Source organism: Geodermatophilus aquaeductus, assembly GCF_900182545.1.
GTDB lineage: Bacteria > Actinomycetota > Actinomycetes > Mycobacteriales > Geodermatophilaceae > Geodermatophilus > Geodermatophilus aquaeductus.
The window spans coordinates 46,734-65,230 of sequence record NZ_FXTJ01000017.1 but is presented as its reverse complement, the minus strand read 5'-3'; the positions used below and the strand labels follow the sequence as shown (position 1 = coordinate 65,230).

Annotated in this window: 16 protein-coding genes; 13 read left to right on the top strand and 3 right to left on the bottom strand. The window is 76.8% G+C overall.

From position 1 onward, the window contains the following. Window position 1 precedes the first annotated feature (1 nt). The 5 genes from murJ to FN207_RS24660 are packed head-to-tail and all read left to right on the top strand — an operon-like array spanning window position 2 to window position 7,488. The gene (gene murJ / locus FN207_RS24680; RefSeq protein WP_246066356.1) at window positions 2–1,645 is read left to right on the top strand and encodes a murein biosynthesis integral membrane protein MurJ; all 1,644 of its coding nucleotides are present in this window, start codon (window positions 2–4) and stop codon (window positions 1,643–1,645) included. Continuing rightward, the gene (locus tag FN207_RS24675) at window positions 1,638–2,759 is read left to right on the top strand and encodes a glycosyltransferase family 4 protein (RefSeq protein ID WP_142461088.1); all 1,122 of its coding nucleotides are present in this window, start codon (window positions 1,638–1,640) and stop codon (window positions 2,757–2,759) included. The genes murJ and FN207_RS24675 overlap by 8 nt, the downstream gene beginning before the upstream one ends. Continuing rightward, complete coding sequence (locus FN207_RS24670) at window positions 2,756–5,164, top strand: hypothetical protein (RefSeq protein ID WP_142461087.1); 2,409 nt, start codon at window positions 2,756–2,758, stop codon at window positions 5,162–5,164. Before FN207_RS24675 ends, FN207_RS24670 begins: the two co-directional genes overlap by 4 nt. Next, window positions 5,124–6,887, top strand: a complete 1,764-nt coding sequence (locus tag FN207_RS24665) for a CTP synthase (protein WP_425459859.1) — start codon at window positions 5,124–5,126, stop codon at window positions 6,885–6,887. The genes FN207_RS24670 and FN207_RS24665 overlap by 41 nt, the downstream gene beginning before the upstream one ends. 1 nt (window position 6,888) lies before the next feature. Further along, window positions 6,889–7,488 (top strand): NUDIX domain-containing protein, encoded by a 600-nt coding sequence (locus tag FN207_RS24660; protein WP_142461085.1) that lies wholly within the window; start codon window positions 6,889–6,891, stop codon window positions 7,486–7,488. 281 nt (window positions 7,489–7,769) lie between these two features. Here the strand turns inward: FN207_RS24660 and FN207_RS24655 are convergent, their stop codons facing one another. Both FN207_RS24655 and FN207_RS24650 read right to left on the bottom strand, forming a co-directional pair. Further along, the gene (locus tag FN207_RS24655; protein ID WP_142461084.1) at window positions 7,770–8,462 is read right to left on the bottom strand and encodes a hypothetical protein; all 693 of its coding nucleotides are present in this window, start codon (window positions 8,460–8,462) and stop codon (window positions 7,770–7,772) included. A gap of 47 nt (window positions 8,463–8,509) precedes the next feature. Beyond that, window positions 8,510–9,163 carry a hypothetical protein gene (locus FN207_RS24650; protein WP_142461083.1) on the bottom strand — a complete coding sequence of 218 codons (654 nt, stop codon included), beginning with the start codon at window positions 9,161–9,163 and terminating at the stop codon, window positions 8,510–8,512. Between the two features lie 166 nt (window positions 9,164–9,329). On the opposite strand from FN207_RS24650, the gene ald reads away from it, so the two are divergent. The 8 genes from ald to FN207_RS24610 all read left to right on the top strand — a co-directional run bounded on the left by ald (window position 9,330) and on the right by FN207_RS24610 (window position 16,073). Beyond that, window positions 9,330–10,454, top strand: coding sequence for an alanine dehydrogenase (ald, locus tag FN207_RS24645; RefSeq protein ID WP_142461082.1), 1,125 nt, complete (start codon window positions 9,330–9,332; stop codon window positions 10,452–10,454). 47 nt (window positions 10,455–10,501) lie between these two features. After that, complete coding sequence (locus FN207_RS24640) at window positions 10,502–11,416, top strand: site-specific tyrosine recombinase XerD (RefSeq protein ID WP_281282171.1); 915 nt, start codon at window positions 10,502–10,504, stop codon at window positions 11,414–11,416. A gap of 198 nt (window positions 11,417–11,614) precedes the next feature. Beyond that, on the top strand, window positions 11,615–12,523 hold the full coding sequence (locus FN207_RS24635; protein WP_142461081.1) for a ParA family protein: 909 nt from the start codon (window positions 11,615–11,617) through the stop codon (window positions 12,521–12,523). Continuing rightward, entirely contained in the window at window positions 12,520–13,026 is a 507-nt protein-coding gene (locus FN207_RS24630) for a hypothetical protein (RefSeq protein WP_142461080.1), read from the top strand. The genes FN207_RS24635 and FN207_RS24630 overlap by 4 nt, the downstream gene beginning before the upstream one ends. Before the next feature lie 32 nt (window positions 13,027–13,058). Continuing rightward, a complete protein-coding gene (locus FN207_RS24625) occupies window positions 13,059–13,889 on the top strand; it encodes a segregation and condensation protein A (RefSeq protein ID WP_246066354.1) in 831 nt (276 codons plus the stop codon). Then, entirely contained in the window at window positions 13,886–14,707 is an 822-nt protein-coding gene (scpB, locus tag FN207_RS24620) for an SMC-Scp complex subunit ScpB (RefSeq protein WP_142461078.1), read from the top strand. Before FN207_RS24625 ends, scpB begins: the two co-directional genes overlap by 4 nt. A 40-nt stretch (window positions 14,708–14,747) precedes the next feature. Beyond that, on the top strand, window positions 14,748–15,152 hold the full coding sequence (locus tag FN207_RS24615; RefSeq protein WP_142461077.1) for a hypothetical protein: 405 nt from the start codon (window positions 14,748–14,750) through the stop codon (window positions 15,150–15,152). 51 nt (window positions 15,153–15,203) lie between these two features. Next, complete coding sequence (locus FN207_RS24610; protein ID WP_185938566.1) at window positions 15,204–16,073, top strand: pseudouridine synthase; 870 nt, start codon at window positions 15,204–15,206, stop codon at window positions 16,071–16,073. A 44-nt stretch (window positions 16,074–16,117) separates the two neighbouring features. Here the strand turns inward: FN207_RS24610 and FN207_RS24605 are convergent, their stop codons facing one another. Continuing rightward, the gene (locus FN207_RS24605; RefSeq protein ID WP_246066352.1) at window positions 16,118–18,490 is read right to left on the bottom strand and encodes a beta-xylosidase/alpha-l-arabinosidase; all 2,373 of its coding nucleotides are present in this window, start codon (window positions 18,488–18,490) and stop codon (window positions 16,118–16,120) included. Window positions 18,491–18,497 lie beyond the last annotated feature (7 nt).

The following is an 18,497-nucleotide window of genomic DNA, read 5'->3' as shown; positions in this document are numbered from 1 at the left end:
CGTGACCTCGGCGGGGCCCGCGGTGTCGGGGCGGCGGGTGGCGCAGGGCGTCGCCGGCGCCGCGGCGCTGATCGCGGTCCTCACCGTGCTGGCCCGGCTCGCCGGTTTCGGACGCACGCTGGTGTTCACCAACGCCGTCGGCGCCGACAGCACCGGCGACACCTACACCGCGGCCAACACCGTCCCGAACATCGTCTTCGAGGTGGTCGCCGGCGGGGCGCTGGCCTCCCTCGTGGTGCCGATGCTGGCGGGGGGCATCGCCGTCGGCGACCGCGAGCAGGTCCGCCGCACCGCCTCGGCGCTGCTGGGGTGGACGCTGCTGGTCCTCCTGCCGCTCGCCGCGCTGCTCGCGCTCCTGGCGTACCCGATCGCCGAGCTGCTCCTGGGCGGCGGCACCGCGGCCGAGGTCGACCTGGCCGCCCGCTTCCTGCTCGTGTTCGCCCCGCAGGTCGTGCTCTACGGCCTGGCCGTCGTCGCCACGGGCGTGCTGCAGGCGCACCGCCGCTTCGCCTGGCCGGCCCTGGCGCCGCTGCTGTCCAGCGTCGTGGTCGCGGCGGCCTACGCCGCCTTCGCCTGGCTCGGCGGTGCCCGGGAGGTCGGGGACCTGACGACGGGGGCCGAGCTGGTCCTCGGCGTCGGGACGACGCTCGGCGTGGTGGCGCTCGCCCTCGCCGTCCTCGTGCCGGTGCGGCGGCTGCGCCTGGGGCTGCGGCCCTCGCTGCGCTTCCCCGTGGGCGCCGCGCCGCAGGTGCGCCGGCTCGCCGTCGCGGGCGTGCTCACCCTCGCCGGGCAGCAACTGGTGGCCGCGGTCGCGATCCGGCTGGCCGGCGCCGGCCCCGACGGCACCCAGGTCGCCTACACCGCCGCGCTCACGCTCTTCCTCGTGCCCTGGGCGGCGGTCGCGGTGCCGCTGGCGACGTCGGCCTATCCGCTGATGGCCGAGCGCGCCGCCGCCGGGGACCTGCCCGGCTACCGCCGCGCGCTGGGCCCGGTGACCGCCCTCGTGGTGGTGGCCAGCGCGGTCGCCGCCGCGGTGCTGGCCGCCGTCTCCGGCCCGATGGCGCGGGTGTTCCTCCTCGACGGCGCCCCCGACCGGGTGGCCGCGCTGCGCGACGCCGTCGTCGCCTTCGCCCCCGGCCTCGTCGGCTACGGGCTGGTCGCGGTGCTCACCCGGGCGCTGTACGCCCGCGGGCTGTGGCGCGCGCCCACCGCCTGCGTCCTCGGCGGCTGGCTGCTGGCCGTGGCCGCCGACGTCGTCCTCTCCGCCGCCCTGCCCGACGCCGACCGGGCGCTGGCGCTGGCCGCCGGGCACAGCATCGGCGTCACCGCCGCCGGGGTCGGCCTGCTGGTCGCGACCGCGCGGAGCGCCGGGCCCGGCGGCCTGTCCGGGCTGGCCCGCTGCGGGCTGCCCGCGCTGCTCGCCGGCGGCGCGGGCGCGGCCGCGGGCCTGGCGCTGGCCCGGGCGCTCGGTGCCGACCCGGTGCCCGGGACCTCCCTGGCCGGCGCCGTGGGAGCCGGGCTGCTCGTGGCGGCGGCGGTGACCGTGGTGGCGGCGGCGGTCATGATGGGGACGGCGCGCCGGCCCCTGCTCGCGGCGGTGCGCGCGCTGCGGACGCCCGGCGGGACGGAGGTGCACGGTGGCTGACCCACGACCGCTCGACGGCCGCCGGGTCGCCGAGGTGCTGGCCACCAGCACCGGCGGCGTCGGCACGCACCTGCGCTCGGTGCTGCCCGCGCTCGCCGACGCCGGCGCGGAGGTCACCGTGTGCGGGCCCGCGGCCACCGACGCGCTGTTCGGCTTCTCGACGGTCGCCGCGTTCTCGCCCGTGGAGATCTCCGCCGGGCTCGACCCGGTCGCCGACACCCGGGCGGTCCTCGCCCTGCGCCGCGCCGCGGCCGGCGCCGACCTCGTCCACGCCCACGGACTGCGGGCCGGCCTCGTCGCGGCCGCCGCGGTGCGCGGCGGTGTCCGTCGCCCGCTCGTGGTCACCCTGCACAACGCGCTGCCCGAGCGCGGCGGGCCGCTGGGCCGGGTGCTGGCCGCCGCCGAGCGCGCCACCGTCCGCGCCGCCGACGTCGTGCTGGCCGCCTCCGGCGACCTCGCCGCCAACGCCCGCCGCCTCGGCGCCCGCGACGTGCGGGTGGCGCCGGTGTCGGCGCCCGCGCTGCCGCCGGCGCGGCGGTCCCGCGAGGAGGTGCGCGCCGGCCTCGGGCTCGCCGACGGGCGCCCGCTGGTGCTCGCCGTCGGCCGGCTGCACCCGCAGAAGGGCTACGACGTCCTGCTCGACGCCGCCGCCGCGTGGGCCGCCGATCCGGCACCGCCGCTGGTCGCCGTCGCCGGGGACGGGCCGCTGGAGGCCGAGCTCGCCGCGCGGATCGCCGTGCAGCGGCTGCCGGTGCGCCTGCTCGGCCGCCGCGACGACGTCGCCGACCTGCTCGCCGCCGCCGACCTCGTCGTGCTCCCCTCCCGATGGGAAGCCCGTTCGCTCACCGCCCAGGAGGCGCTGCGGGCCGGCACGCCGCTGGTGGCCACGCGCACCGGCGGGCTGCCGGAGCTGCTCGGCGACGGCGCGCTGCTGGTGCCGCCCGGCGACGCCGACGCGCTGGCCGGCGCCGTCCGGGACCTGCTGGCCGACCCCGCGCGCGCCGCGGCGCTGGGGAAGGCGGGGCGGGAGCAGGCGGCGGGCTGGCCCGACGAGGCCGCCACCGCCCGCACGCTGGCCGCCGTCTACCGCGAGCTGCTGGGGCCACCGCGGTGAGGCGCGCCGCCGTCCTGCTCCTCGCGTTCCTGGCCGTGCTCCTCGCCGGGGTGCCCACAGCGCCCGCGGCAGAGGAGGCGGCCGGTGCGGCGGACGACGGCTGGCGCGCCGACCGGGTGCTCGTCGTCGGGGTGCCCGGCCTGGTGTGGGACGACGTCGACCCCGACCGCACGCCCGCGCTGTGGGAGCTGGCCGACACCTCCCCGGTCGGCGCGGTGTCGGTGCGCGCCGCCCGCTCCACCACCTGCCTGCTCGACGGCTGGGCCACCCTCGGCGCGGGTAACCGGGCCCGCTTCCCGGCGCCGGACGAGCTGCTGCCGATGGTCCCGCTGCCCACCGTGCCGCTGCCCGGCGAGACCCCGGGCACCGAGGAGGAGCCGGGCGCGGCCCCGTCGGAGGCACCGACGCCGGCCGGGCCGCCGGCCAGCCCCGAGCTGTCGCACTGCGGCCTGCAGGAGCGGCTGGCGCAGGCCGGGCTGGCCGATCCGCTCAGCGCCGTCCGCGCCGTGGCCGAGGACGGCGCCACCGCCCGCTTCGGCGCCGAGCCGGGGGCGCTGGGGGCGGCCGTGGGCTGCGCGACGGTCGTCGGCCGGGCGGCGGCGCTGGCCGTCGCCGCGCCCGGCGTCGGGCTCACCCGCGAGGACGCCCTCCCGGCCGACGACGCCGCGCTCGCCGCGCTGCTCGAGCCCTGCCCGCTCACCCTCGTCTCCCTCGACGGCCTGGTCGACGCCGGCGTCCCCGCGCCCGAGGGCAGCGAGACCGGCACCGACCCCGTCAGCCGCGAGGTGGCGCTGACCGCCATCGACGCGCAGGTCGCCCAGCTGCGCGCCGCCGTCGCCGCGCTGCCCGGGGAGACGCTGCTGCTGGTGCAGGGCGTCTCGGAGGTCAACGACGGCCGCCCGCAGCTGCACGTGGGCATCGCGTCGGGCCCCGGGTTCACCGACGTCGGGTGGCTGTCGTCGGCGAGCACCGGGCGGGCGCCGTTCACCCAGCTCATCGACGTCGCCCCGACCGTGCTGCGCGCCCTGGGCCTGGAGCAGCCGGCCTCGCTCAACGGCCAGCCGCTCACCGTGACCGGGGACCGGCCGGGCACCGCGCAGGCGGTGGCGGAGCTGACCCGGGCCAACACCGCCGCGGTCACCCACCACCGCAGCACCGGCACGTTCTTCCTCGGCCTGGTCGCGGTGCAGGCGGCCGTCGTGGTGCTGGGGATGCTCGTGCTCGGCCTGACCCGCGACGCCGGCGTGCGGCCCTCGCGGGCCCGCTGGCGGCCGGTGCTGCGGCTGGCGGCGCTGGCGGCCGCGGCGCTGCCGGTGGCCACCTACCTCGCCGGGCTGGTGCCCTGGGAGCGGGCCGGCTCGCCGCGGTGGGCGCTGGCGGGGTCGCTGCTGCTGGCCGGCGCCGCGGTGGTGGCGCCGGCGGTCCTGGGCCCGTGGCGGCGGTCGCGGCTGGGCCCGCCGCTGGCCGTGCTCGCCGTCACCGTGGCCACCCTGGTCGGCGACGTGCTCACCGGCTCCTCGCTGGAGTTGAACGCGCTGCTCGGCTACGACGCGATCGTCGCCGGGCGGTTCACCGGCTACGGCAACCTCAGCTCCGGCCTGCTCTCCTCGGCGGCGCTGGTGGGCACCGCCGTGGTGGCCACCCTCGCCGGCCGGCGCGCCGGGGCGGGGCGGGACGACGGCGGACGGCGCGCCCGCCGGGTCACCGGCGCGGTCGTCCTGGCCGCCGGGCTGGTCACCGTGGCCGTCGTCGGCGCTCCCGGCCTGGGCCGCGACTTCGGCGGCGTGCTGGCCGTGCTGCCCGGGTTCCTGCTGCTGGCGATGCTGCTGACCGGCGTGCGCGTGACGGTCGTGCGGCTGGCCGCGGTGCTGGCCGCCGGGGTGGTCGCCGTCGGCACCCTGGCCTTCCTCGACTGGCTCCGCCCGGCCGCCGAGCGCAGCCATCTGGGCCGCTTCGTCGAGCAGCTGCTCACCGGCGAGGCGTGGACGGTGGTCAGCCGCAAGGCCTCGGCCAACCTGGACATCCTGGTCGGCTCCGCGCTGGCCTGGATGCTGCCCGTGGCGCTCGTCGCCGCGATCTGGCTGGTGCGGCGCCGGCGGGCGCAGGGTCCCGGGCCGCTCCGCCGGCCGGGCCTGCTGTGCGAGGGCGGCTCGGGACTGCGCGCGGGCGATGCCGCCGTCCTGCGCGCCGGGCTGGTCGCCGCGGCCCTCAGCCTGGCCCTGGGCGCCGCGGTGAACGACTCCGGGGTGGCGCTCCCGGCGACCGCCGCGGCGCTGCTGGTGCCCCTCCTGGTCGACCTCGCCACCACCGCCCGCGGCGGGCGCGCGCAGCCCCCCGACGGCGTCCCGGGCGGAGGGGACGACCGTGTTACGGTGGGTTCCCGTGGGTCGACCTGGAACACCTGACCAGTCCGCATCGCGTCGCCTCCTCCACAACTCCCAGCCGACGAAGTTCGTCTTCGTCACCGGCGGGGTCGTGTCCTCTCTCGGCAAGGGCCTGACGGCCAGCTCGCTCGGCGCGCTGCTGTCCGCCCGCGGGCTGCGGGTCACCATGCAGAAGCTGGACCCGTACCTGAACGTCGACCCGGGGACGATGAACCCGTTCCAGCACGGCGAGGTGTTCGTGACCGAGGACGGCGCCGAGACCGACCTCGACGTCGGGCACTACGAGCGCTTCCTCGACACCGACCTGGGCCGGCGGTCGAACGTCACGACCGGGCAGGTCTACTCCGACGTGATCGCCAAGGAGCGGCGCGGGGAGTACCTCGGTGACACCGTGCAGGTCATCCCGCACATCACCAACGAGATCAAGTCGCGGATCATGGCGGCGGCCGAGAGCGGCGCCGACGACGAGGACGGCGTCGACGTCGTCATCACCGAGATCGGCGGCACGGTCGGCGACATCGAGTCGCTGCCCTTCCTCGAGGCCGCCCGGCAGGTGCGCCACGAGATCGGCCGCGACAACTGCTTCTTCCTGCACATCTCGCTGGTGCCCTACATCGCGCCGTCGGGGGAGCTGAAGACCAAGCCGACGCAGCACTCGGTGGCCGCGCTGCGCAACATCGGCATCCAGCCCGACGCGCTGGTCTGCCGCGCCGACCGCGAGATCGGCACCGGTCTCAAGCGCAAGATCAGCCTGATGTGCGACGTCGACGCCGAGGGCGTCATCTCCTGCCCCGACGCGCCGTCGATCTACGACATCCCGAAGGTGCTGCACCGCGAGGGCCTCGACGCCTACGTCGTGCGCCGGCTGGGCCTGCCCTTCCGTGACGTCGACTGGACCGTGTGGGGCGACCTGCTCGAGCGGGTGCACCGGCCCAAGCAGACGGTGACGATCGCGCTGGTCGGCAAGTACGTCGACCTGCCCGACGCCTACCTGTCGGTCACCGAGGCGCTGCGCGCCGGCGGGTTCGCCCACCGCAGCCGCGTGCAGATCCGCTGGGTGCCCTCCGACGACTGCCAGACCCCCGAGGGGGCGGCGGCCGCGCTCGGCGACGTCGACGGCGTCTGCATCCCCGGCGGGTTCGGCGTGCGCGGCATCGAGGGCAAGCTCGGCGCCATCCGCTACAGCCGCACCAACGGCATCCCGACCCTCGGGCTGTGCCTGGGCCTGCAGTGCATGGTCATCGAGTACGCCCGTGACGTCGCCGGGATCGAGCAGGCCAACTCCGCCGAGTTCGACCCCGACACCCCCGACGCGGTGATCGCCACCATGGCCAGCCAGGTCGACGTCCTCGCCGGCGAGCGCGGGCTGGGCGGCACGATGCGGCTGGGCAGCTACCCGGCGTCCCTGCAGAAGGGCTCGCAGGCCGCCGCGGCCTACGGCGCCACGGAGATCACCGAGCGCCACCGGCACCGCTACGAGGTGGCCAACGCCTACCGCGACCGGCTCAGCGAGGCCGGCCTGGTGTTCAGCGGCACCTCGCCCGACGGCCTGCTGGTCGAGTTCGCCGAGCTGCCGCGCGAGGTGCACCCGTTCTTCGTCGGCACGCAGGCGCACCCGGAGCTCAAGAGCCGGCCCACCCGCCCGCACCCGCTGTTCGCCGCCTTCGTCGCCGCCGCCATCGACCGCGCCGAGTCCGCCCGGCTGCCGGTGCCGATGGACGAGATCGAGAAGGTCGGTATCTGAGGTGACCGAGCCGGCCGCCGACGGCGACTACCGCGTCCTCGGCACCGAGACGGTCTACGACGGCCGGGTCATCACGCTGGTCAAGGACACCGTGGCGATGCCCGGAGGCGGCGACAGCGTGCGAGAGGTGGTCCGCCACCCCGGCGCGGTCGCCGTCGTGGCGCTCACCGACGCGGGCGAGGCCGTGCTGCTGCGGCAGTACCGGCACCCGGTCGGCGGCTACCTGTGGGAGCTGCCGGCCGGCCTGCGCGACGCCGAGAACGAGCCGCCGCTGGAGACGGCGAAGCGGGAGCTGGCCGAGGAGGTGCGCATGGCCGCCGAGCGGTGGTCGCTGCTCACCACCACGTTCAGCACGCCCGGCTTCTGCGACGAGCTGGTGCTGGTCTACCTGGCCGAGGGCCTGTCCGACGTCGACCGGCCCGAGGGGTTCACCGTCGAGCACGAGGAGCTCGACATGACCGTCGAGCTCGTGCCGCTGGACCAGGCGGTGCAGCGGGTCTTCGACGGCGGGATCCGCAACTCCGCCGCCGTCATCGGCCTGCTCGCCGCCGCCCAGCACCGCGCGGCCGGCACGAGGCTGCGCCCCGTCGACGCCACCTGACACCGCCGTCGGCGTCGACGAGGGCGGGCCCCGGTGCCGACTGCGGTCGCTGTCCGGTCGGCGTCCCGACGACCGCCCGTTGTCGACCTGGCGTCGTCTCGACGGCTCGGAGGCGGCACCAGGTCGACATCCGGCGACATCGTCGTCGTTGCGCGCAGGACGGTTCCGGAGGTCGACCCCGGGGCTCGCGGTCGGGGCACCTGCGAGCGAGATCCCGTGATCTCGACGCGTTCACCGGCGTGTCGGGTGCGAGATCGCGTGATCTCGACGGAGCCCGCGGGTCAGGCGATGACGACGGCGGGGGACCAGCCGACCTGCTCGTACTCGGTCACCCCGGTGTCGGCGTCGAGGACCATCTCCTCGAGCCAGAAGACGTAGGCGACGCCGCTGGTGAGCCCGCCGACGGTGGCGGTCACCTCACCGCAGTCCGCGCGCTGGCCGACGGTCACCTGCGGCGGCGCCGGCTGCGCGCCGGTCACCAGCTGCTGGCTCACCGCGCTCACCCGGTAGCCCTGGACGACGTCGCGGCCGTCGGCCTGCCAGCTCACCGTCGCCGAGCCGGGTCCGGGCACGACCCCCGGCGGGACCTGCCGGAGGCTGCCGTACCCGCCGCACTGCGCCGGGGGCGGTGTGGTCTCCAGCGGGACGCCGTGGGGGACCAGCGGCGTCGGCACCTCGACCTGCAGCCGCCGCGGCACGGGCAGCGCGAGGACCGGCGTGTCGATGATCGGGTCGGGGACGGCGGTGACCGGCTGCGGGGCGTCGACGACGCGGGCGGGCTCGGGCCCGTCGGCGGTGCCGGCGTTGCGGAACGGCGCCCAGGAGGCGGTCACCTGCGCGGCGAGGTCCGTGGCCGGCGCCGACAGCGCCACCAGCCCGACCGCCGCCACCGCGGCCACCCGCGTGGCGACCCCGCCGGCCGACGGACCGCGACGGCCCCGCCGGCGCGACCGCGTGCGTCCCGTCCGTCCCACGCCCACCTCCCGGATCAGGGAGGGCATCGGCACCGGCGAGGTCGGACTCAACCCGAGCGCGGCGGCGCGCTGGCTCCGGAGCCCGCGGCGTCGGGCGCGGGCAGCCGCAGGCCGAGCCGGCCGGCCTCCAGTGCGGCCAGCGCCCGGACCGCCGCGGGGTCCCCGGCCCGCCAGGCCGCGCCGGTCCCGGGCGGCAGTGCGGCGAGCCGGGACAGCGGGGCGGTGGCGACGGCCCGCGCGGCCAGCAGCTCGAGGTCCGGCTCGGCGCGCCCGGCCAGCCGGGCCGCCGCGCTCGCCTCGCGCACCCACCCCACCCGCCAGGGCAGCCAGCGGGCGAGCAGCCAGCCCACCGGCAGCACGACCAGGACGACGGCGAGCACCGTCGCCAGCGTGCCGACGGCGTCCTGCGCGGCCTGGCCGGCGCCGCTCACCGACCCCGCGGCGTTCCCCAGCGCGTCGAACGGCGCGGACAGCTCGTCGCCGACCACCGGCACGTCCTCGGCCGCCGACGCCGCCGAGCCCATGCTGTCGGCCACCGACGAGCCGAGGTCCTCCACCGCCTGCCCCGGCTCGGCCAGCACGAGCACCGCGCCGTGCACGACCCGCGCCACGACTACCCACAGCACGATCCACGCCAGCAGGCCGACGTCGGCCAGCACCTGGCCGAGGCGGCGGTCGGGGCGGCTGGCGTACAGGCGCATCGCGGGGTTCCTCCTCCTGGGGGACGACCCGGCCATCGTCGGCGCTGCGCCCGGTCGCGGCAGCGCGGGCGGTCGTTAGGGTCGCCGGGTGTGGGCTCCCTCACCCGGGAGCGACGAGAACAGGCGCGGACCGACGACCTCGGCCCGGCCGGGATCAGGAGTGGTCATGCAGGTCGGTGTGCCCCGCGAGGTCAAGAACAGGGAGTACCGGGTGGCGCTGACCCCGGCCGGGGTCACGGAGCTGACCCGGGCGGGGCACACGGTGCTGGTCGAGCGGGGCGCGGGGGAGGGCAGCTCGATCCCCGACGCCGACTTCACCGCCGCCGGCGCCCGGATCGTCGGGTCCGCCGACGACGTCTGGGCCGACGCCGACCTGCTGCTCAAGGTCAAGGAGCCGGTCGAGGAGGAGTACGGCCGGCTGCGCGCCGGGCAGACCCTGTTCACCTACCTGCACCTGGCCGCCTCGCGGGCCTGCACCGAGGCGCTCGTCGCCTCCGGCACCACCGCGATCGCCTACGAGACCGTGCAGACCGCGACCGGCGCGCTGCCGCTGCTGGCCCCGATGAGCGAGGTGGCCGGGCGGATGGCGCCGCAGGTCGGGGCGCACAGCCTCGAGCGCGCCCACGGCGGCCGCGGCGTGCTGCTCGGCGGGGTGTCGGGCGTCTACGCGGCCAAGGTCGTCGTCATCGGCGCCGGGGTGTCGGGGATGAACGCGGCCACGATCGCCCTGGGCATGCAGGCCGAGGTCGTCGTCCTCGACCGCGACGTCGACAAGCTGCGCGCCGCCGACAACATCTACCGCGGGCACCTGCAGACCGTGGCGTCCAACGCCTACGAGGTCGAGCGGGCCGTCCTCGACGCCGACCTGGTCATCGGCGCGGTGCTCGTGCCCGGCGCCAAGGCGCCCACGCTGGTGAGCAACGAGCTGGTGTCGCGGATGAAGCCCGGCTCGGTGCTCGTCGACATCGCCGTCGACCAGGGCGGGTGCTTCGAGGACAGCCGGCCCACGACACACGACGAGCCGACCTTCCGCGTGCACCAGTCGGTGTTCTACTGCGTGGCGAACATGCCCGGCGCGGTCCCGAACACCTCCACGCACGCGCTGACCAACGTGACGCTGCCCTACGTCATGGCCCTGGCCGAGAAGGGGACGCGCGCCGCGGTCGCCGCCGACCCGGCCCTGGCGCACGGCGTCAACGTCGTCGCCGGGCAGGTCGTGCTGCCGGAGGTGGCCGAGGCGCACGGGATGGCCGCCGTCGGCCTGGAGAAGCTGGAGGGGGACCTGCCCTGACCGCCACGCTGCCCGCGAGCGCCGCCGGCCCCGACGTCGAGCGGGTGGTGGGCGGCTACCTCGACCACCTCGCCGTCGAGCGGGGCCTGGCCGCCAACACCATCGCCTCCTACCGGCGCGACCTGCGCCGGTACACGCAGTTCCTCGCCGCCGCCGGCGTCCGCGGGCTCGGTGAGGTGGCCGAGAGTGACGTCTCCGGCTTCCTCGCCGCGCTCCGGCAGGGCGACGACGCGCACCCGCCGCTGTCGGCGACGTCGGCGGCGCGCGCCGTGGTCGCCGTGCGCGGGCTGCACCGCTTCGCGCTGCTCGACGGCCTGGTCCCCGGCGACGTCGCCGCCGAGGTGCGCCCGCCCGCACCGGCCCGGCGGCTGCCCAAGGCCATCCCGGTCGAGTCCGTCGTCGCGCTCATCGAGGCCGCGGGCTCGCTCGAGGGCCCGCGCGGGCTGCGCGACCGGGCGCTGCTCGAGGTGCTCTACGGCACCGGCGCCCGCATCTCCGAGGCCGTCGGCCTCGCCGTCGACGACCTCGACCGCGGGCAGGCCGTCGTGCGGCTGGCCGGCAAGGGCGGCAAGGAGCGGATCGTCCCGGTGGGCAGCTTCGCGCTGCGCGCCGTCGAGGACTACCTGGTGCGCGCCCGGCCGGCGCTGGCGGCGGCGGGGCGCAGCGGCGTGCGCGGCGGGCGGTTGTTCCTCAACGCCCGCGGCGGGCCGCTGTCGCGGCAGAGCGCCTGGGCGATCCTGCAGGCGGCGGCCGAGCGCGCGGGCCTGTCGGTGCAGCACGTCTCGCCGCACACGCTGCGGCACTCCTTCGCCACCCACCTGCTCGACGGCGGCGCCGACGTGCGCGTGGTGCAGGAGCTGCTCGGGCACGCGTCGGTGACGACCACCCAGGTCTACACGCTCGTGACCGTGGACAAGCTGCGCGAGGTGTACGCCAGCAGCCACCCGCGGGCACTGTCCTGACGACGCAGCGGGACTTGCTCTGTCAGCTTCTGCCCACGGATACCGACGAGTAGCCACAGCACCACGGCAACATCCGCCATCGACGGCGTGTCCCGTGGATCGGGGCTGGTGATCTCCTTACCGTTTCCCAGGACCCGAGCGGACCGGGCCGGCCGACCGCGGCCGGCACCGCCGGGGAGCACGGAGGAGTGGCGACTCATGGCGATCCGAGGGGACGTGGCGGCCCGGCAGGCTCTCGCACTCCCGGCCGACGGCGGGGAGATGGGTGCGGCCGCCTCACGGCTGGACCCGGCCCGCGCGCGGCAGCGCAAGCTGCCGGAGCCGCCGCCGGTGACGGAGCACGGCCCGGCGCGCGTCATCGCGATGTGCAACCAGAAGGGCGGCGTCGGCAAGACGACGTCGACCATCAACCTGGGTGCCGCGCTGGTCGAGTACGGCCGCCGCGTGCTGCTGGTCGACCTCGACCCGCAGGGCGCGCTGTCGGTCGGCCTGGGCGTGCCCGCCCAGCAGCTCGAGCGCACCGTCTACAACGCCCTCATGGAGCACCGGACCACGCTGGCCGACGTCCGCGTGGCCACCGACGTGCCAGGCCTGGACCTGGTGCCCAGCAACATCGACCTGTCGGCCGCCGAGGTGCAGCTGGTCAGCGAGGTCGCCCGCGAGCAGACCCTGCTGCGCGCCCTGGACTCCGTGCGCGACGAGTACGACTACATCCTCATCGACTGCCAGCCCTCGCTGGGCCTGCTCACGGTCAACGCCCTGACCGCGGCGCACGGCGTGATGATCCCGCTGGAGTGCGAGTTCTTCTCGCTGCGCGGCGTGGCGCTGCTGGTCGACACGATCGACAAGGTCAAGGAGCGGCTCAACCCCGAGCTGGAGATCTCCGGGATCCTCGCGACGATGTACGACACCCGGACCGTGCACTGCCGGGAGGTGTTCAGCCGGGTGGTCGAGGCCTTCGGCGACACCGTGTTCCAGACGGTCATCCAGCGCACGGTGCGCTTCCCGGAGACCACCGTCGCCGGCCAGCCCATCACCACCTGGGCCCCGACCTCCTCGGGTGCGGCCGCCTACCGCGACCTGGCCAAGGAGGTCATCGCACTGTGACCCGTCGTCCCGTGCTCCCCGGTGCTGCGGAGCTGTTCCGGCGCACCGACACCCCGCAGGCGGAGGTGACCGAGCTGCCGAACCTGGCCTCGGCGGTGAGCTCCCCGGCGCTGCGCGGCGGCCGCCGGGCCGCCGACCCGGCGCCGGCCGACGACGCGCCCGCGCCGCTCACCCTCGTGCCCGGTGGCGCCCCGGCCGACCCGCTGGCCGCCTACCGCACCGCTGCCCCGGCCCCCGCGCCGCTGCCGGCGCCGGGTGCGCGTACCCGCGGCAAGGCCGCCCGCGCGGCCGGCAACGCCCGGACCAGGCACGACGAGAAGATCACCGTCTACATCTCCGCCGACGACCTGCTCGCGCTGGAGAGTGCCCGCCTGACGCTGCGCGCCCAGCACGGCGTGGCCGCCGACCGCGGCCGCATCGTGCGCGAGGCGATCTCGGTGCTGCTCGCCGACCTCGCCGAGCAGGGCGAGGACTCGGTGCTCGTCCGGCGTCTCCGGGGCTGAACCGTCGGTAGCACCGCCTACCCTTGCGTTCCGTGAGTGCGAGCACGCAGGCGGTGGCGGAGCGCGGGGTCGATCCTGCGCGCTTCACCGTCCGGCTCACCAACTTCGAGGGCCCGTTCGACCTGCTGCTGCAGCTGATCGGCCGGCACCAGCTCGACGTCACCGAGATCGCCCTGTCGGTGGTCACCGACGAGTTCATCGCCCACCTGCGGGCGCTCGGCGACGAGCTCGACCTCGACCAGGCCAGCGAGTTCCTGGTCGTCGCCTCCACCCTGCTCGACCTCAAGGCCGCCCGGCTGCTGCCGGCCGCCGAGATCGAGGACGAGGACGACCTCGAGCTGCTCGAGGCCCGCGACCTGCTCTTCGCCCGGCTCCTGCAGTACCGCGCCTACAAGGAGGCCGCGGCGTTCCTGCGTGAGCGCGAGACGGTCGCCGCCGGCCGCTACGCCCGCGAGGCGCCGCTGGAGCCGCGCTTCGCCGAGCTGCTGCCCGAGGTGCTCCTCGGCATCACTCCCGAGCGGTTCGCCGCGCTCGCCGCGAAGGCGCTCACGCCGAAGGAGCCGCCCACCGTCGGCGTCGGGCACCTGCACGCGCCGCCGGTCAGCGTCGCCGAGCAGCTGCTGGCCGTCCGCGCCGCCCTGGTCGGCGCCGGCACGCTCACCTTCGCGTCCCTGACCGGGGACTGCGCGACGACGATGGAGGTCGTGGCGCGCTTCCTCGCGCTGCTCGAGCTCTACCGCCAGCAGCGGGTCACCTTCACCCAGCTCACGCCGCTCGGCGAGCTGCACGTCCGCTGGACCGGCCCCGCGGACGTGCGACCCGCCGACGACGAGCCCGACGTCGCCACCGAGGACCTGCCGTGACCGGCCCGGACGAGCGCGCGCCGTTCTCGTGGGAGGCGCTGGCCGCCGAGCTGGAGGCGACCCGCGAGGAGGAGGCCGGCCGTCCCGACGCCGCCGACCCCGCGGTCTGGGACGCCGTCGCCGCCGAGCTGGCCGCCCGGGTGGCCGAGCGCCCGGCCCCGGCCGCCGACGACGTCCCGCCCGTCCCCGCCGAGCCCGAGCCGCTGCCGCTGCCCGGGCTGGAGCTGCCGGCACCCCCGCCCGAGCCCGAGCCGGAGGTCGTCCTCGACCCGGTCGAGCTGCGCGGCGGTCTCGAGGCGCTGCTGTTCGTCGCCGAGGGCCCCGTCGACGAGGGGACGCTGGCCGCCGCGCTGCGCTGCCCGGTGGCGCGGGTGCGCACCGCGCTGGCCGAGCTCGCCGCCGACCACGACGCCCGCCGCTCCGGGATCACGCTGCGCCGGGTGGGGGAGGGCTGGCGCTTCTACACCCGCGAGGAGTTCGCGCCGGTCGTCGAGCGCCACCTCTCCGAGGGGCAGCGGACGAAGCTCACGCAGGCCGCGCTGGAGACCCTCGCCGTCATCGCCTACCGCCAGCCGGTGACCCGCGCGCGGGTGTCGGCGATCCGCGGGGTCGGCGTCGACGGCGTCATGCGCACCCTGCTGTCCCGCGGCCTGGTCACCGAGGTCGGCACCGACCCCGACAGCGGCGGTGGGCTCTACGGCACGACGCCGCTGTTCCTCGAGCGGCTCGGGCTCACCGGCCTCGACGAGCTGCCGCCCCTGGCGCCGCTGCTGCCCGATCCCGTCGCGCTGGCCCGCGAGCAGGCCGCCGAGGGCTGAGCGCCCGTCGGTCGGGTGCGGCGCCGATACGTTGACCGGCGTGACCCCCCGCGCGCTCGCCGTCCCGTTCGCCCTCACCGCGCTGCTGCTGGCCGGCTGCTCGTCGGAGGAGGCCGAGCGCCAGGAGGCGTTCTGCGCGGAGGTGCCCGACCTGCTCTCGGACATCACCGACGACGTCAACGCGATCCAGTCCGACCCGCAGTCGGCGCCGCAGGTGCTCGACGAGGCGGTGCAGCAGTTGGAGGACGTCGACCCGCCCGAGGCCGTCGCGGACGAGTGGGACGACCTGGTCACCTCCTGGCGCGCCCTGTCCGACCTGCTCGACCAGGCCGACCTGTCCGATCCCGCGGCCAACGCCGACCTCGCTCCGCAGCTGCAGGAGCTGCAGGGCGACCTGGTCTCCTCGGGCGAGGCCGTGGACGCCTACGGCGAGGAGAACTGCTGAGCGCTGCCGCGACGGCCGGTCCCCGCCGCGGGGGTGGGAGACTGGACGGCGATGGACACCGCACCGCATCCCGACGAGCTCCCCGACCCCTCCGCGCTGCAGCCCGGCAGCCCCGGCGGTGAGGGCTGGTCGGAGGACATGGAGCTCGCGCCGGTCCACCCCGGCGACCGCGAGCCCGCCCCCGCGTCCAACGAGCGGCAGGGGGAGCGCCTGCAGAAGGTCCTCGCCCGCGCCGGCGTCGGCTCCCGCCGCGTCTGCGAGGACATGATCGACGCCGGCCGGATCAGCGTGAACGGCGCGGTCGTCACCGTGCAGGGCATGCGCGTCGACCCCGCCACCGACAAGATCTCCGTCGACGGCCGCCGGCTCGAGCTGCGCGACGACCGGGTCACCTACGCCCTGAACAAGCCGCCGGGCGTCATCACCGCGATGAGCGACGACCGCGACCGCCCGACCGTCGGCGACATGATCGGCGACCTCGCGCCCGGGCTGGTGCACGTCGGCCGGCTCGACCAGGACACCGAGGGCCTGCTGCTGGTCACCAACGACGGCGACCTGGCCCACCGGCTGGCCCACCCGTCCTACGAGGTGAAGAAGACCTACCTCGCGCAGGTCTCCGGATCGGTCTCCCGCGAGCTGCACCGCCGGTTGCGCGCCGGGATCGAGCTCGAGGACGGCCCGGTGAAGGTCGACTCCTTCCGCGTCGTCGACACCCACGCCGGGCAGTCGGTGGTCGAGGTCGTGCTGCACGAGGGGCGCAAGCACATCGTCCGGCGGCTGCTGGCCGAGGTGGGCCTGCCGGTGACGCGGCTGACCCGCACCGCGATCGGCCCGGTCTCCCTGCAGCGGATGCGCAGCGGCTCGATCCGCCGGCTCACCCGCCAGGAGGTCGGTGCGCTGGAGGAGCTCGTCGGGCTCTAGACCACGGGCGGCCCGTCCCCGGCCGGGGACGGGCCGCGAGCGGTCTACAGCGGCGCGACCTCGACCGGGGTGGACAGCACCCGGTCGGCGCCGACGACCCGGTCGGGGCCGGTCAGCTGCACGGTCGCCCGCAGCCGCAGGTCCTCGCTGGACGCGCCGACGGCCAGCTGCACCTCGCCGGCCTCCACCACGCGCCGCAGGTCCCGGCCGGTGAAGGACGCCCGGTCCGCGTGCAGCCGGAACGACACCCGCGCCCCGGCGCCGGCGGCCAGCTCCACCCGGGCGAAGCCCACGAGCCGGCGCAGCGGCTGCACGACGCTGGCCACCGGGTCGGACAGGTAGAGCTGCACCACCTCGGCGCCGTCGCGGCCGCCGGTGTTGCGCACCGTGCAGGAGACGGTCAGCTCGCCGTCGGTCGGCCACCGCTGCCCGGAGACCTCCAGGCCGGAGTACTCGACGGTCGTGTAGGTCAGGCCGTGGCCGAACGGGAAGGCCGGCGTCGGGTCGGCCGAGCTGATCCCGCCGGCCCGGCCGAGGGTCGGCGCCAGGTAGGTGGCCGGCGACCCGCCGGGCCCCTGCGGCACCGACACCGGCAGCCGGCCGGACGGGCCGACCCGGCCGCTGAGCACACCCGCGACCGCGCCGGCGCCCTCCTCGCCGGGGAAGAAGGCCTGCACGACGGCGGCCGCGCGGCCGACGACCCCGCCGAGCGCGTAGGGCCGCCCGGTGAGCAGCACGACGACGACGGGGGTGTCGCCGGCCAGCAGCGCGTCCAGCAGCTCCTCCTGCACGCCGGGCAGCCGCAGGTCGGCGGCGTCGCAGCCCTCGCCGGAGGTGCCGCGGCCGAACAGCCCGGAGCTGTCGCCGACGACGGCCACGCACACGTCGGCGTCCCGGGCCGCGGCCACGGCGGCGTCGAAGCCGCTGCGGTCGGCCTCCTGCACCGGGCAGCCGGGGGCGGTGGTCACCTCGGCGCCGGGGAACTCCGCCCGCACGGCGTCGAGCAGCGTCGGCACCTCCAGGCCGAGCGGCACGTCGGGGTGCTGCACGCCGACGTGGTTGGGGAAGGCGTAGCAGCCCATGAGGGACAGCACCTCGTCGGCGCACGGGCCGACGACGGCGATCCGCCGCGGCGCGGCCAGCGGCAGGACCTCGCGCGGGTTGTCCAGGAGCACCACCGAGCGCTCGGCGAGCACGCGGGCGAGGTCCCGCAGGTGCGGCGGGTCGAAGGCCAGGGGCTCGCCGCTGCGCAGCGCCTCCGGGTCGGGGTCCCAGCCGGCGTCGAGCAGGCCGAGCTCGCCCTTCTGCCGCAGCACCCGCTCCAGGGCGCGGTCGACCAGCGCCTCGGGGACCTCGCCGGAGCGGATCCGCTCCAGCAGCGGCTCGCCGTAGCAGCGGACGGTCGGCAGCTCGACGTCGACCCCGGCGGTCAGCGCCAGCGCGGCGGCCTCGCCGGGCGAGCCGGCCACGTGCTGGGTGGTCTCGAGGAAGGAGACGCCGAAGTAGTCGGCGACGACCACGCCGTCGAAGCCGAGGGTCCCGCGCAGCAGGTCGGTGAGCAGCCCGGGGTCGGCCGCGGGCGGGACGCCGTCGACGGCGGCGTAGGAGTGCATGACCGAGCGGGCGCCGCCCTCGCGCAGCGCGGCCTCGAACGGCGGCAGCAGCAGGTCGGCGAGCTCGCGCGGGCCCAGGCGCACCGGGGCGTGGTTGCGCCCGGCGCCGGAGGCGGAGTAGCCGGTGAAGTGCTTGAGGGTGGCGACGACGCCGGTGTCCTCCAAGCCGCGGACGTAGGCGGTGCCCAGCGCGGCGACCAGGTACGGGTCCTCGCCGATCGTCTCCTCGGTGCGGCCCCAGCGGGCGTCGACGGTGACGTCGAGGACCGGCGCCAGGCCCTGGTGCACGCCGATGCGACGCATGAGCTCGCCGATGCCCGCGGCCATGTCCCGCACGATCGCCGGGTCGAAGGTGGCGCCCCAGGCCAGCGGCGTCGGGAAGACGGTCGCCTGCCAGGCGGCCAGCCCGGTCAGGCACTCCTCGTGCGCGATCGCCGGGATGCCCAGCCGGGAGCCCTCCACGATGCCGCGCTGGGTGGCGGCCAGGACGCGCGCGCCGGTGAGCGGCTCGACCGGCACGGTGCCGAACACGCGGGTCAGGTGGCCCAGGCCCGGGCGGGTCAGCTCCTCCCACGGCGGCAGCGGCTCGGAGAACTCGTGCTGGTTGGGCGCGACGTCCTCACCCTCGCCGATCGTCGTCCAGACGCCGTAGAGCTGCGCGACCTTCTCCTCGAGCGTCATCTCCGCGACGAGCTCGCGCACCCGCTCGCCCAGGGGGCGGGACGGGTCGCGCCAGGTGCCGGCCACCGGGTCGGGAGAGCGGTCGGCGGCGGGACGGTCGGCGACGAGGGGCTGGTCGGTCACGGGGTGC